Source organism: Pseudoramibacter porci, from assembly GCF_009696145.1.
Lineage (GTDB): Bacteria > Bacillota > Clostridia > Eubacteriales > Eubacteriaceae > Pseudoramibacter > Pseudoramibacter porci.
This window is the reverse complement of the sequence record NZ_VUMO01000004.1, coordinates 13,316-28,959: the sequence shown is the minus strand read 5'-3', so window position 1 is coordinate 28,959 and position 15,644 is coordinate 13,316. Positions and strand designations below refer to the sequence as shown.

The following is a 15,644-nucleotide window of genomic DNA, read 5'->3' as shown; positions in this document are numbered from 1 at the left end:
AACACAACCGCCGATTTTATCCAATCATCGACAAAAATGACATTTGATTAGACTCTGGCAGATTGGTCAGACAGCCGAAGCTCTGCAATTTTTCCATGTTGGCCTTATTGACATGGGCGCGGTTCTGCATGTCCTCCATCGACATGAACGGCTTCTTCTGCGCTTCATCGTAAATGTTTTTCGCCACGACCTCGCCGAGACCGTCCACTGAAATCAGCGGCGGGATCAGCGCGTCGCCCTCGACTCTGAAATTTTTGTAGTGCGATTTGTACAAATCGACGTTGCCGAACCGATACCCGCGGCAGTACATTTCCCAAGCCAGTTCCAATGAGACCAGAAGCTGCTGGTCTTTGTTGCTGGCTTGGTTACCCTGCGCACGGATTTCCTCTAATTTGCGGTGTACCGCTTCCTTACCCGAAGACATGACGCGGAGGTCAAACTCCTTGGCGCGGATACTGAAATACGCCGCGTAATAGGCCAGCGGGTAGTACACCTTGTAGTACGCGATGCGGAAGGCCATCATAACGTAGGCCACGGCGTGAGCCTTCGGGAACATGTACTTGATTTTCTTGCACGAATCGATGTACCAATCCGGCACATTGTTCTCCCGCATGTAAGGTTCTTCGTCGTCAAGCAGCCCCTTCCCTTTCCGAACGTGTTCCATGATCCAGAAGGAGCGTTCCGGCGCCAACCCCATCGAAATCAGCCCGAGCATGATATCGTCACGGCAGCAGATGACGTCTTTGATGGTCGCCTGTCCGCTTTCGATCAAGGTCTGCGCGTTGCCAATCCACACGTCGGTCCCGTGGGACAGTCCGGAAATCCGAATCAAATCGGCGTACGAGGTCGGTTTTGCGTCGAGCACCATCTTGCGGACGAAATTGGTCCCGAATTCCGGCACCCCGCAGGTGCCCAGGGGAATATCGAAGCTGTCGTCCACAAGTTTGAGCACCTCTGTCCCCTTGAACAAACTGATGATGTTTTCGTCATCCAGCGGAATCGTCGTCGGATCCACACCGGTCATATCCTTTAGCATTTTCAAAATCGTCGGGTCATCGTGGCCGAGAATGTCGAGCTTGAGCAGCCGACCTTCGATGGAATGGTAATCGAAATGGGTGGTCAGCGTGCCACTTTCCTTTTCATTGGCCGGGTATTGAATCGGCGTGAACTGATAGATTTCCCTGTCCCTCGGCACAACCATGACCCCGCCGGGATGCTGACCGGTCGTCCGCGTGACGCCAGCGACGCCGCCGATGAGCCGGTCCATTTCCGCCCGGCTGACGACTTTGCCCCGTTCCTCAAGGTAATTCTTGACGTAACCAAAGGCGGTCTTATCCGCCAATGTTGCAATGGTGCCGGCTCGGTAGACCTTGCCCTTTCCGAAAATAACTTCGGTGTATTTGTGCGCTTCGCCCTGGTTGTCACCGGAAAAATTCAAGTCAATATCCGGTTCTTTATCACCTTTAAAGCCCAAGAACGTTTCGAATGGAATATCGAACCCGTCTTTGATCATCAATGTGCCGCATTCCGGACAGTTTTTATCCGGCAGGTCGGGGCCGACGCCGACTTTTGTGCTGTCAAACCACTCGGTGTGCTTGCATTTCGGACAGACGTAATGGGGCGGCAGCGAGTTGACCTCAGTGATGCCGCAGAGCATGGCGACGAGCGAGGACCCGACGGACCCTCTGGAGCCGACGAGGTAGCCGCATTCTCTGGAATGCTGAACCAATTTTTTCGCAATGAGGTACAACACGGAATAACCGTTGCCGATGATGGACTTCAGTTCTCTGTGAATCCGGTCGGCCACAATATCCGGCAGCGGATCGCCGTAAATTTCCTTAGCGCGCTGATGGACCGAATCGCGGATTTCGTCGTCCGACCCCTCGATAACTGGCGGGAACGTTCCGTCAGGCACCGGCTTGACGTCGCCGATCATGTCCGCGACTTTTCGCGTATTGGTGACCACCAATTCGTAAGCCGCTTCCGGATCCAGATAATCGAATTCTTTGAGCATCTCTGCCGTGGAACGGTAATACAGCGGCGGCTGCTGATCGGCGTCCTTATATCCCTGGCCGGCCTGGAGAATGGCTCTGAAAGGGGCATCCTCGGGCGAAACGTAGTGAACATCGCCGGTGGCGACGACCAGCTTGTGCTTTTCCCGCCCGAGGTCAATGATAGCCTTGTTGATCTGAATTAAATCGTCCCGCGTCAAATCGCCGTTTCGCACCATAAAATCGTTGTTGCCCAAAGGCTGAACTTCAAAATAATCGTAAAAGTCCGCGATTTGGTCGAGCTTGTGCTTCGGCACGTTTTCTTTAATCGCCGTGTAAAGCTCGCCCGCCTCGCAGGCTGAGCCGATCAAGAGGTGGGCCCTGTGCGCGTCGAGCAGAGATTTCGGGATCCTCGGCTTTTTGTAGAAATACTTCACGTGGCTGGCGGACACCAGACGGTACAGATCGATGAGCCCTTCCTGGTCTTTCGCGTAAATGATCACGTGATAGGGCCGCTCGGTTTTAATCACCTGCTGCAGATCGATCAAGCTGTTGAGCGCTGTCGACGTGTGGACATCCCGTTCCTCCGCCAACCCCATCAGACGCACAAAAATTTTGGCGGAGCACACCGCGTCGTCAATCGCCCGATGGTGATGGCCCATGTCGATTTTAAAATAGCTGGCCAGTTTTTTAAGATTGTGGCGCGCGATAGACGGAATCAACGTCCGTGCCATCGCCAGGGTGTCCATGTAGGTGATATGGTTGGGCATCTGGTATTTGGCCATTGCAAGGCTTAAAAAGCCCATATCGAAATTGGCATTGTGCGCCACGAGAATGCAGCCGTCCGCGTATTCCAGAAATTTGCGCAGCGCATCTGCTTCCTCGAGACCGCCGGCCACCATTTGATCCGTAATGCTGGTCAGCTCGGTAATCTTCGCCGGAATCTTGCGGTGAGGATTGACAAAGGTCTGGAAGGTGTCGAGAATGTGTTTGTTTTTGATCCGCGCCGCCGCAATTTCAATGATGGCGTCGCGTCCCGGATAAAATCCGGTTGTCTCCAAATCGAAAAAGACAAATTCCCCGTCAAAGGGCTCATCCTGTTCGCCCGTCGTGATTTTGACCCCGTCGTCGACCAGATAGCCCTCTAAACCGTATAAAACTTTGACGTCTGTGCCCTTGGTTTCCTTCATAATTTCAGGATAAGCCTGAACAACCCCATGGTCTGTGATCCCGATGATGTCGTGCCCAAAATCCTTCGCCTGAGCGACAATCTTTTTGACTTTGCTCACCGCGTCCATCGCGGAATACTGGCTGTGCATGTGCAGCTCAACACGCTTTTCGTCTGCGTCGTCGGTGCGCTTCGGCCGATCAATTTCTTCGATGACCTTCGGCGAAAGCAATTTTTCATGGGCGTACTCGTCGTAAGCAATGGTGCCTTCAAGGTGCACCCATGTGCCGTTCTTCAGCCGATCCTTAAGGGCCTCAGCGTTTTTCCCGGCGAATATTTTGCAGGCAATGGAGCTGGTGTGGTCGCTGACGGCAAACTCGAGCAGCTGCTTTTCGTTTCTCAGCTCCCGGCTTTCAAAGGAAAAGATCTCCCCTTCATAGCCGTGGCGGTTTTTGTCGTGGGTCAGTGTGTCTTCAAAATCGATACCGTCCATCTTTTCAACCGGGACGGTGAATTTTTTGCCCAGGATCATCGGCCCTGTGATGACGGTTTTCTTCCCCTCCTTCGAAGCGCCGTTTGCGGCAGCCGGCGCCCTTCTGGCCATCTCCCGATTGTCTGCCAGTGCCTGCTGAAGGCGCGCGTCGAGTGCCGAAAACGGTGCGCTGTGCTGTGCCACATCAACTTTTTGCTCCGCCGGCGACTTCTCTTTCGCTTCTTTTTTATCTTCTACCGGTGTTAAGTGCGCGCTGTCTGCTTCGGGGTGCGGGGCATCCGCTAAATCAAAATCTTCTGGCGGCAGGTCCGGCATCTCCGGCGGCATTTCTTGCGCCAGCGCGTCGAAATCGACCGGCGGCAAATCTGGAATGGCCTGATCTGCCCGCCGCTTTTTCGAATCGAGGACCACCGTCACCGATTTTGAAAAATCAAAAATAGTGGAAAGTTCCATCTGAATCCCGGCCGCGTCGGGCTGGGATTCAGACTCTGTCTCAAAGACAAAGGCCAATTCACATTGACTTTCGGAAATTTCCACTCGTTTTGAAAGGATATGATGTTTTTTGCACAAGGCCTGATAGGCCTGCTGTTTCTGAGTCAGTTCATCCATGTTTACATCTTTTCTATTTCTTCCATCATCGCGTCGACGATCTCATCTTCTCTGACGGTCCTGAAAATCTGCCCCTTTTTGAACAAGACGCCCTTTCCATTGCCGCCTGCGACGCCGATATCCGCCGCGCGGCCCTCGCCTGGACCGTTGACCACACAGCCCATCACCGCCACCTTGAGATTTTTGTGCACATTTTTCAGGCGCCGGTTCATTTCTTCTGCGATGCCGATTAAATTAATCTGCGTTCTACCGCAGGTGGGGCAGGACACGACGGTAATGCCCTGTTCTTTTTTATCAAAGCGACCGGCAGATTTAAGAATCTCTCTGGCGGTTTCGACTTCTGTGATCGGGTCGCCCGTGACCGAAACGCGGATCGTATCGCCGATGCCGTTTAAGAGTAAATACCCCATCGCGACCGACGACTTAACCGCCGCACTGCTGAGTACCCCGGCTTCAGTGACCCCGAGATGCACCGGAAAATCGTATTTTTCTGAAAACATCCGGTACGCATCGATCGTCATCAACGGATCGGAGGATTTAAGGGAAACGACGATATCCGAAAAATTATCGTCCAGCAGATAAGCCATGTGCCGCTCGGCACTTTCGACCATCCCCGCTGCTGTCGGGCCGCCGTATTTTTCGAGCAGCGCCTTTTCCAAAGAGCCGCCGTTGACGCCGATACGGATGGGAATGCCGTGTGCTTTCGCCGCACAAACCACCTCGTGGACCTTGTCCCGTCCGCCGATATTCCCCGGATTGATGCGCAGCTTATCGACGCCGCCTTCAATCGCTTTAAGGGCCAGTCGGTAATCGAAATGAATGTCGGCTACCAGCGGGATTGAAATCCGCGCCTTGATTTTTGGAAGGGCCTGCGCCGCCGCTTCGTCCGGCACTGCGACGCGGATAATATCGCAGCCCGCTTCTGTCAGCGCCGCAATTTGATTCACGGTCTGGTCGACGTTGCGCGTATCGGTGTTGCACATCGACTGAATCGCAATGGGCTGTTCTCCGCCGATGGCCACATTTCCAATTTGAACGGTTCTTGTTTTTCGCCTGTTTATTTCCATTTTATCCCTCTAATGTATATACCTCAGCACATCGTTGACCGCCACCACAACAGAGAAAACCATCAGGCACGCAAAGCCAATGCCGTTTAAAATCATAGCGGCCTTCGGCGACAAATCCCGCCGGACGATCATTTCCGCTATCGTCACCAAAATCTGACCGCCGTCCAAAGCCGGGAAAGGCAGCAGATTGATGATCCCGAGGTTCACTGAAATCAACGCGCAGAACAGCAAAAAGGACAGCACGCCGTGGCTTGCAAAATTGCCGACCATGCCGACCATACCAACCGGCCCTGCAAAATCGTTAAGTGAAAGCTTGCCGACGATGAGCTGATGCAGGCTCTGATAAATCGTGCCGCTGAAGGACACGCAAAGCTTGAAGCCGCTGACTATTGAAGCGAAAAATCCCTGGCCGCCTGCCAAATAAATGGCGAACAAGATTAAAAAGGCGAGAATCAAATTCATCGCCGGCCCTGCAAATAAAATCAACAGCTTTTTGACCTTGGAAATATTTAGAAAAGAGCGCTCCGGCGGAAGATCTGCCGGCACACCGTATTCCTCAGCCAATTCGCCGTCCGCGTCGTCTTCGCCCCACATTTGGCAAAACCCGCCGATAGGCAGCGCGCGCACGGAAAAGACCGTCTCCTTCCCTTTATGGGAAAAGAGGAGCGGCCCCATACCAATGGAAAATTCCAAAACGTACACACCGGCCCTGCGCGCCGCAATAAAATGCCCAAATTCGTGAACCACGACGAGCACCGTCAGCATCACCAGGGTCAGGATAATCATTAATGCAATATTCATCGTTTAAAGTGTTGTAAAAGTCAGCATCGCAAAAAGGTACACAATCGGCAGAACGAAGATCACGCTGTCGAACCGGTCAAGGACGCCGCCGTGACCCGGCAGAAGCTTGCCGTAATCTTTAATGCCGGTCTTGCGTTTGATCATCGACGCGGTGAGATCGCCAAACTGAGACACGACGCTCCCGACCACGCCTAAGACTGCGTAGGCGGGAATCGGCAGGTCAAAAGAAAACTTCGCCCGCATCAAAATGCCGTAAGCCACTGTCAAGACCGCAGCGGCCACAGTGCCGCCGACCGATCCTGCCACGGTTTTCTTCGGACTGATTTCCGGGATCAGCGGCGTCTTGCCGAAAAACCGGCCGATAAAATATGCGCCGGTATCCGTCACAAAGGCGATAATAAAGACGAGCCAGAGATAATACAGCCCTTGAGGAATGGCATCGAACAATTGCAGATGGCCCAGCATCAGCGGGACGTAAACCAGACCGAAGACCGTCGCAACGGCGCGGTAAACGCTGTGTGTTTTCGAAAGAATTTCTGTCATGAACACGGCGATAAAAGCAATCAGCAGCGCTGGAATGGTGTACTGATAGTTAAATTTCATCACAATGATCAAAAACGCTGCGAGAATCAGCGGCAATGCGTAGTGAATCGGCAATTCCAGCTTCTTATTGACCGCGTGGACGTACTCATACATCCCGACCAATGCTAAAAACAGCGTCAGGCCAAAGACGAAATACCCGCCCAGGACGAGCAGAATCGCCAAAATGGGCACAAAGATAACCGCTGTAATAATTCGTTTTGCCATTTACTTAACCCCTCCATATCGTCTGTTTCGATGCTGATATTCGACGATCCATTTGTAAAAACATTTTTCGTCAAAATCCGGCCACAAAATATCGTCAAAGATAAACTCAGCGTAAGCAATCTGCCAGAGCAGGAAATTGCTAAGACGTTTTTCCCCGCTGGTGCGCACGACAAGGTCCGGATCAGGCTGATCCGCTGTATATAAATACCGGTCGATAAGGGCTGCATCAATACGGTCCGGCGAAATTCCGTCGGCCGCAATGCCCTTCACCGCATGGACCAATTCTTCCCGTCCACCGTAGTTGAGGGCTAAATTGAGGACCATCCCCTGGTTTTCTGCGGTGTCGTCCAGCATTTTTTGAGCGGCCTTTTGAACGCCTTCCGGCAGGCCGGATACATCGCCGATGACTTTGACGCGAATGTCACGGTCGTTCATCGATCTGATTTCATTTAAAAAATAGCGAATGGCTAAATTCATCAGGCCCGAAACTTCCTCGGCGCTGCGTTTCCAGTTTTCCGTCGAAAAGGCGTAAAGCGTCAGTACTTTTATGCCCAGATCTGACGCCGTAGTGATCGCCTTGCGGACAGCCTTCATGGCTGAGCGGTGTCCGAAGACCCGGGGCATTTTCCGCTTGGTGGCCCATCTGCCGTTGCCGTCCATAATGATCGCGACGTGCTTAGGCAGCCGCGATTCATCGATATTGTAACCGTCTATTTCCATGTTCACTCCAAATGATCAGGCTTCCGCCTTATTTCTCTTTTCTTTCTTTTCCAGGTTTTTCCACGCGGTTTCAACCATCAGCTTGATGCGGTTGATCTGGTTGACTTCCGATGCGCCCGGGTCGTAGTCGATCGGCGCGATGTTGGCGTAAGGGTAGCGTCTGCGGATCGGTTTGATCATGCCCTTGCCCATCACGTGGTTCGGCAGGCAGGCAAACGGCTGGACGCAGACAATATTTTCAACGCCCGATTCGATCAATTCCATCATTTCTGCAGTGAGGAACCAGCCTTCACCGCCCTGATTGCCAAGGGAGATGAGCTCGTCCGCTTTTTCCGCTTTCTTTTCGATGGTGGACGGTGCGCTGAAGTGACGGCTTGCGTTCAATGCCTGTTTCATGTTCTTGCGGTAATGTTCAACCACCTTGATGACCAGCTCATTGTTGCGTTTGGCTTTCGCCGTTCCGGAGAGCACATCGTGCTTATATACAGCATTGTACGAACAATACAGAAAAAAGTCAATGATATCCGGTGAGACAACCTGGCAGCCCTCATTTTCAAGAACCTGAACCAGATTATTGTTCGCCGTCGGATGGTATTTGACGAGGATTTCTCCGACGATGCCAACTTTCGGAATGGTCTTGTTGACGCGGGGCAGCTGATCAAATTCGCGGACGATGTCCTGAACATTTTTCTTAAAGGTCCGTCCCCGCGGATGGACGATGTTCGGTCTCACCTTCTGCCGCCATTTTTCGTAAAGGGCATTGGCCGATCCTTTGACTTTTTCGTAGGGTCTTGTCGCGTAGAGCACGCGCTGGAACAAATCGCCGTACACTGCAGCGATCACAATGCGGTAGGCCATGGCCGGCGTAATGCTGAACCCGGGATTGTCTTCGAGCCCGACCGTATTGATCGAAACGACCGGAATCTGTTCCATGCCTGCTTCTTTCAGGGCCTTGCGGATAAAGCCGACGTAATTGGAGGCACGGCACGGCCCCCCCGTCTGGGACATGATAACCGACACGTTGTTTAAATCGTATTTGCCCGACTGAAGCGCGGCCATGATCTGCCCGACCGTCAGAATGCTGGGGTAGCAGGCGTCGTTGTTAACGTAGCTTAAGCCCGCGTCAACCGCCTTCTGATCGACAGCCGGCAGCACTTCGAAATTGTAGCCGCTGGCGTTCATCGCCGTCGAGAATAAATCGAAGTGGATCGGCGACATCTGCGGGCAGAGCACCGTGTGTTTCTTGCGCATTTCTTTCGTGAAAGGCACACGCTTGGTCAACGCTTTGCCCGGCACCTTGATGTGGTGTGCGTCGCGTTCGAGAAGAGCGGCCTTCAGCGAGCGCAGACGGATCCGGATCGCGCCGAGATTGCTGACTTCGTCGATTTTAATCAGTGTGTAGATTTTACCCTTGTGTTCGAGGATTTCCTGCGTCTGTTCGGAGGTGACGGCGTCCAGGCCGCAGCCGAAAGATGTCAGCTGGACCAGTGCCAGTTCGTTGTGTTCCGTGACAAATTCCGCCGCGCGGTACAGCCGGCTGTGGTATTTCCACTGGTCCAGAACGCGCAGCGGCTGTGCGCTCTTCTCTGTGGCCAGCGCCGCAACAGAATCCTCTGTCAAAACGGCCATCCCCAATGAGGTAATGACATTGTCCAGACCGTGATTGATTTCCGGATCGACGTGGTACGGGCGTCCGGCCAGCACAATGCCCTTGCGATTGTGTTTTCTCAGCCACTGGAGGGTTTCCTTGCCCTTTTCGAGCAAATCGCCCATGACTTTATATTTTTCCGTGTAGGCTTTTTTCAAAGCCTCGGTTACCTCTTGCTTGCTGACCCCTTCTTCGGCGAAGATTTCCGTCAGCCGTTCTTCGACGCGTCTGTGGTTGTCCAGTGCCAAAAATGGATTCATGAACTGGACGTTTTCATCCTTGAGGGTGTCCATGTTGTATTTGATCGTTTCCGGATAAGACATGACGATCGGGCAGTTGTAACAATTGTCCGCTGATTCGAATTCCTTTTCTTCATAGGCAATGCACGGATACCAGATCTTCTTGACGCCTTGGTCGATTAAATCCTGAATGTGGCCGTGGGTCAGTTTCGCCGGATAGCAGACCGATTCCGACGGAATGCTGCTCATGCCCTTTTCATATATTTTTCGGGTGGATTTGGACGACAGCACGACGCGGTAGCCCAAATTTGTCAGGAATGTAAACCAGAACGGGAAATTTTCGTATTGGTTCAACGCCCGCGGAATGCCGATGGTGCCCCGCGTCGCCGCTTCTTCGGATAAGGGTTCGTAGTCGAACAAACGTTTATATTTGTATTGATACAGGTTGGGGACGTTGTCCTTGTTGCGCACACCGCCTGCGCCGATTTCGCAGCGGTTGCCCGTGACGTGACGGCTGCCGTCGGCAAAGATATTGATGGTCAGCTGGCAGTTGTTGCTGCAGCCGCCGCAGCGTCTGTGTTTCACTGTCGTGCTGAAGGAATCCAACTCGTCCGCCTTGAGCACCGCGCTCTTCGTCCCTTCCTGCCATCTTTCTTTTGCAATCAGCGCCGCGCCAAAGGCCCCCATGAGGCCGGCCACATCCGGACGGATGACGTCGCGGCCCGTGATCTTTTCGAAGGCGCGCAAAACGGCGTTGTTGTTAAAGGTGCCGCCCTGAACGACGATGTTTTTGCCTAATTCCTTCGGATTGTGAACCTTGATGACCTTCTGCAGGGCGTTTTTGATGACGGAGTAGGACAGCCCGGCGGAGATATCGCCGACGGACGCTCCTTCTTTTTGCGCCTGTTTGACCTTCGAGTTCATGAAAACCGTGCAGCGCGTCCCCAAATTGGAGGGCGTCTTCGATTCCAGCGCCGATTCGACAAATTCGTTCATCTCAAGGTTCAGCGACTTGGCAAAGGTTTCGAGGAACGACCCGCACCCGGAGGAGCAGGCTTCGTTTAATATAATGCTGTCGATCGCGCCGGAGCGGATGCGCATGGCTTTCATATCCTGGCCGCCGATATCCAAAATAAAATCGACGTCTGGTTTAAAATAGCTCGCGCCTTTGAAATGTGCCATCGTTTCAACTTCACCGATATCGACTTTCAGCGCAGACTGAATCAAGCCTTCGCCATATCCGGTGGAGGCTGCGTTTGCGATATAAGCGCCGTCTGGCAGTTTGCGGTAAATGTCCTTTAAAATATCAATGGCCTTTTTCAGCGGGCTGCCTTCATTGCTCGAATAATAACTGTACAGCAGCTCGCAGTCCTTCCCGATGACCGCCGCTTTTGTCGTGGTGGAGCCGGCGTCGATCCCGAGATAAACCGGTCCCTTGTAAGCCGTCAGGTTGCCGCGTTTGACCTTGTCGCGGCTGTGGCGGTCGAGGAAAGCGTCCAGTTCTTCCTGATCTTTAAACAGCGGGTCCAAATGACCGAGGCCGATTTCGTCCTTAAAGGGTTGATCCATTCGTTCAAGCAGCTCGGAAAATGTAATCACCGGCTGTTTTGCGCTGGCGTAAGCCGTTCCCAATGCCACGAACAGGTTGGAATTTTCCGGGAATTCGACTTCTTCCGGTTTGAGTTTTAAGGTTTCGATAAAACGCTGGCGCAGTTCGGAGAGGAAGTACAGCGGGCCGCCCAAAAAAGCCACGTGTCCTTCGATCGTGTGGCCGCAGGCCAGACCCGATATGGTCTGATTCACCACCGCCTGCAATACGGACGCCGCGATGTCTGCCCGTTCTGCACCGTCGTTGATCAGCGGCTGAATATCCGTTTTCGCGAAAACGCCGCAGCGCGATGCGATTGGATAAATCGTCGTGTGTGATTTTGCCAGTTCGTTGAGACCTGCGGCATCTGTTTTAAGCAAGGCCGCCATCTGATCGATAAAGGCGCCGGTGCCGCCGGCGCAGGTGCCGTTCATCCGCTGTTCGACGCTCGCGCCAAAGAAGGTGATTTTGGCGTCTTCGCCGCCTAATTCAATGGCACAATCGGTTTGCGGAATTTTTTCTTCCACTGCGCGAGTGCCGGCCACCACTTCCTGAATAAATGGAATCTCCAGCCAATTCGCCGCCAGCATCCCGCCGGAACCTGTAACTGAAACGTGGGCCTTGAAGTCGCCCAGTTCTTCTGTCACATCCTTCAGCAGATTGCTCATGCTCTGCTGAATATTGGAGCGGTGTCTGCGGTAATCGCTGAATATGATCTGATCCTTTTCATCGAGGATGACGATTTTGATCGTCGTTGAGCCTACATCGAGGCCCATTCTGTAAGTTTCACTCATGCATTTCTCTTCTTTCTGTAGATTTCTATTGGCAGATTTATTTAAAATAAATCGGGATCTATCAAATTATCGCTGTATTATATCGCAAACAACTTTAGAATGCAATTAAATCTCGATGATCTTTGTCCACTTATTTGGGGATAGCCTGCCCTAAAAAATGGCGCTTTATATTATTTAATGAAAAATAAACGTTTATTGATTATACTTTTATTGTCATAATAAATTATTAATGAAGAAAAAACAGGAAAAAACGATGAGTGATCAAATAAAAAAAGAAATCTTTGGCGGCCGCCTCAAACAATTGATGAAATCCTACGGCGAGACCACCTATTCGCTAGGTGAGCGCTTCAATCTCTCGCCGCCGAGCATCTCCCGTTATACCCGGGCTGAGATGGCGCCGAAAATGACGACCATTTACGCATTGGCCGATTATTTTGACGTCAATCCCCAATGGCTGATGGGACAGTCTGTCTCCATGTATCAGTCTGACATTCTCGACGACAGCGACATCGACGCCAACCACAGCTTGATCGAAATTTCCGTCTACGACGAAATCCGCTACGATCTGCCGATTTTCTCCAACCATCGGCTCAAGGAGACGCTGCATCTGCCCCTCAACCGTTTAAGCGAATGGGGGCCGGTTTTTGGCTACCGCATTCCAGACGACACCATGGCGCCTGTTCTCAAGTCAGGCGATCTGGTCGTCATCCGCCTGAGCACGGATATCAAATCGGGGGATGCTGTCGCCTTTCACGTCAACCGTGAAAATATGATGATTCGAAAGGTCATCGTCCAAGGGGGGCAAATTATCGCCCAGCCGCTCAATCCTTCTGCTGACGCCGCCTGTTATCAGATCAATAAAAATCACGTCCAGTTTATCGGACGAGTGGTCTACTGTCTGCATCGGGAAGAAACTTATTTTAATGCATAAAAAAAGCTTGGCTCAATAGCCAAGCTTTTTTGATTAGATCTGTAAGCCGAGTTCTGTTTAAATGATCATCTATCTTGTCTTGCTGTTACCAGCAAACTCCAGCGACCTACCTGAGAGCGGCGGCGGGCCACCGCCTTTTGACGCTCGTTCTTGGTCTTGCTCCGAATGGGGTTTACCCAGCTGGCGAATTACTTCAACCACTGGTGAGCTCTTACCTCACCCTTTCACCCTTACCGCAAACGCGGCGGTTTCCTTTCTGTTGCACTTGCCTTAAAGTCACCTTCACCGGACGTTATCCGGCATCCTGCCCTGTGGAGCTCGGACTTTCCTCAGAGTTTCCTCCGCGATCATCTGATCTAGTCGCATTCTATTATAAGCAGCCCCGCTTTGAATTTCAAGCTTTTTATTCTTTGAAGGTTCCCATTTCAAAGGCTTCCTGACCGTCATCAGCGTCCGCAACCGTGTCGGGCTCATCGGCTTCTTCCCCATCGCCGTCAGGATTGAGCATGGTATTTCTGACTTTTTGTTCGATGGCATCGCACAGATCCGGTTTTTCCTCAAACAGCTGCCGGACCTTATCGCGCCCTTGTCCGAGGCGCTCGCCGTCGTATGAGAACCAGGAACCGGATTTTTTCACGATGTCGAGATCCACGGCGCGGTCGAGCACATCCCCTTCGTGGGAAATTCCTTTGCCGTAGATAATATCAAATTCTGCAGTTTTAAACGGCGGCGCCATTTTGTTTTTGACCACTTTAACACGGGTCCGATTTCCAATGGATTCGCCGTCTTTTTTGATCTGTTCGACGCGGCGCACGTCAATTCTAACGGAAGAATAAAATTTCAACGCGCGACCGCCCGTTGTGACTTCCGGGTTCCCGTAGACGACGCCGACCTTTTCTCTGAGCTGATTGATGAAAATCGTCGCCGTATTCGCATTTTTAATGACCCCGGTGAGCTTCCGAAGGGCCTGAGACATCAGTCTCGCGTGAAGCCCAACGTGAGAATCACCCATGGTGCCGTCGATTTCTGCCCGGGGTACCAAGGCTGCAACCGAGTCGACAACGGCGACGTCAATGGCGCCACTTCTAAGCAGGGCCTCTAAAATTTCAAGGGCCTGTTCGCCGGTGTCCGGCTGGGAAATAATCAAGTTGTCGATATCAACGCCGAGATTTGCCGCGTAAACCGGATCCAGCGCGTGTTCCGCGTCGATAAACGCCGCGTTGCCGCCGGCTTTCTGACATTCCGCGATGATGTGCAGCGCCAGTGTCGTTTTCCCAGAAGATTCCGGTCCGTATATTTCTGTGATTCTTCCCTTTGGAATGCCGCCGATACCAAGAGCCAAATCGATACTCAGCGACGAGGTCGAAATCACATCGATATTTCTCTGAGCGCTGTCGCCAAGGCGCATCACCGCGCCTTTGCCGTAAGTCTTTTCAATATTTTTCAGCGCAGTGTCCAGCGCTTTTCTTCGTTCTTTCTGATCTAGAATTGGAACGACTGGTTCCAAAGGTTTCTCTTTTTTCGCCATAACCATTCCTCCTTATTGATTTAACGTCATAACAAAATTTCCCGGATCAATCCAAAGACTTTGACCGCAGCCCGGGTTTGAACCATCCGGCGGCTGCCCTTGAATTTACTGGTGAGGGTTTTCGTCTTTCCGCCAGCGCACACGGAGATGTTGACTGTGCCGGCCGGCTGGCCATCCTCTTTTTCTTCGCGGATATCGGAGACCGCTATATTGATATCGCAATCGGAAATTCTCGCCAAATTTTCAGCCATCGCCGCGGCGGTCTCTGCACTGTCCGCCCCTTTGTCTTCGATCAGTGCCGGATCGACATCCAAGAACTTCACCTTCATCTGATCGTCTTCAACCGTCAGACCCAGCTTGTACACCTTCGCAATGTCGTCAATGGCTGACAAGACCGATCCGGCGATACCGCCGGTTCCCGAATCGGCAATAGCCAGCGTCATACCTTTTTTAATCAGAAGCGCCGCCGCTGTCTGAGAAAGCGGTTCGCTGGAGTGAGCGAAAATGTGCCGGCCAAACCGTTTTTCGATTTCTTCTGTGTATGGGTCAAGGAGGCGGTTGATTTCATCCGGATCGGTGCCGTTTGCCGTTACACGAATCAAGACTTCCCCGGGCTTCGCGTAAGTTGCGATGGTCGGATTGGTCTGCCCGTCAACCAGATCGAGGATGGATTCTTCAACCATGGACTCCCCGAGATCACAGATATTGAAAAAGCGGGATAAGACCAGCTGACGGGTCTGCTTTTTCAAAACCGGAATCACCGATAAATCGAGCATGGTCTTCATTTCTTCCGGCGGTCCCGGCAGCATGAACACCTGTAGATCATCCTTTTTAATGTAGATTCCCGGTGCGGTGCCCCGCGTGTTGTCAATGGCCTTAGCCCCTTCCGGGATGTCGCATTGCCTGAAATTGTTCTCGGTCATCGTATAATTGTAACGATCGAAATGCGCTTTTAAATTCTCAACCTGGCGCTGATCCCGCACAAGGGGCATGCCAAAATAATCCGAGATGGTTTTTTTGGTTAAATCATCCTGGGTCGGTCCAAGCCCACCCGTTACAATGATCACATCACTCCGATGTGCCGCAATATCAAAACAGGCTTTTAATCGTTCAGGATTATCGCCGATTGTCGTCTGATAGTGCACCGCTGCACCGATTCGCGAGAGCTTCCCCGAAATATATTGCGCGTTGGTGTTCAAAGTTTCCCCTGTCAGCAACTCTGTTCCGACGCAGATGATTTCGCAATCCATTGATTCGTTC

9 protein-coding genes and 1 other RNA gene are annotated in these 15,644 nt (G+C 52.2%); 1 reads left to right on the top strand and 9 read right to left on the bottom strand.

Features of this window, described 5'->3' with window-relative positions; all coding sequences use genetic code 11:
• Nucleotides 1-16: 16 nt before the first annotated feature.
• Genes FYJ52_RS03985 through FYJ52_RS03960 form a run of 6 tightly spaced genes read right to left on the bottom strand, consistent with a single transcriptional unit; the run spans nt 17 to nt 11,925 of the window.
• Nucleotides 17-4,261, bottom strand: a complete 4,245-nt coding sequence (locus FYJ52_RS03985; RefSeq protein ID WP_154575973.1) for a PolC-type DNA polymerase III — start codon at nt 4,259-4,261, stop codon at nt 17-19.
• Nucleotides 4,262-4,263: 2 nt separating this feature from the next.
• Nucleotides 4,264-5,322, bottom strand: coding sequence for a flavodoxin-dependent (E)-4-hydroxy-3-methylbut-2-enyl-diphosphate synthase (gene ispG, locus FYJ52_RS03980; protein ID WP_408003697.1), 1,059 nt, complete (start codon nt 5,320-5,322; stop codon nt 4,264-4,266).
• 15 nt (nt 5,323-5,337) lie between these two features.
• Nucleotides 5,338-6,129 carry a M50 family metallopeptidase gene (locus tag FYJ52_RS03975; protein ID WP_154575971.1) on the bottom strand — a complete coding sequence of 264 codons (792 nt, stop codon included), beginning with the start codon at nt 6,127-6,129 and terminating at the stop codon, nt 5,338-5,340.
• A 3-nt stretch (nt 6,130-6,132) separates the two neighbouring features.
• A complete protein-coding gene (locus FYJ52_RS03970; protein WP_154575970.1) occupies nt 6,133-6,936 on the bottom strand; it encodes a phosphatidate cytidylyltransferase in 804 nt (267 codons plus the stop codon).
• Complete coding sequence (locus tag FYJ52_RS03965) at nt 6,937-7,656, bottom strand: isoprenyl transferase (RefSeq protein WP_154575969.1); 720 nt, start codon at nt 7,654-7,656, stop codon at nt 6,937-6,939.
• A gap of 15 nt (nt 7,657-7,671) precedes the next feature.
• Nucleotides 7,672-11,925, bottom strand: a complete 4,254-nt coding sequence (locus FYJ52_RS03960) for a 2-hydroxyacyl-CoA dehydratase (protein WP_154575968.1) — start codon at nt 11,923-11,925, stop codon at nt 7,672-7,674.
• Nucleotides 11,926-12,178: 253 nt separating this feature from the next.
• On the opposite strand from FYJ52_RS03960, the gene FYJ52_RS03955 reads away from it, so the two are divergent.
• Nucleotides 12,179-12,856: a helix-turn-helix domain-containing protein gene (locus tag FYJ52_RS03955; protein WP_154575967.1), complete on the top strand. Its 678-nt coding sequence runs from the start codon at nt 12,179-12,181 to the stop codon at nt 12,854-12,856.
• Nucleotides 12,857-12,882: 26 nt separating this feature from the next.
• On the opposite strand, the gene rnpB is transcribed toward FYJ52_RS03955, so the two are convergent.
• The 3 genes from rnpB to FYJ52_RS03940 form a co-directional block, all read right to left on the bottom strand.
• Nucleotides 12,883-13,219, bottom strand: an RNA gene (gene rnpB, locus FYJ52_RS03950) — RNase P RNA component class A.
• Between the two features lie 40 nt (nt 13,220-13,259).
• Nucleotides 13,260-14,384, bottom strand: coding sequence for a recombinase RecA (gene recA / locus FYJ52_RS03945; protein ID WP_154575966.1), 1,125 nt, complete (start codon nt 14,382-14,384; stop codon nt 13,260-13,262).
• 26 nt (nt 14,385-14,410) lie between these two features.
• Nucleotides 14,411-15,634 carry a competence/damage-inducible protein A gene (locus FYJ52_RS03940; protein WP_154575965.1) on the bottom strand — a complete coding sequence of 408 codons (1,224 nt, stop codon included), beginning with the start codon at nt 15,632-15,634 and terminating at the stop codon, nt 14,411-14,413.
• Nucleotides 15,635-15,644: the final 10 nt, after the last annotated feature.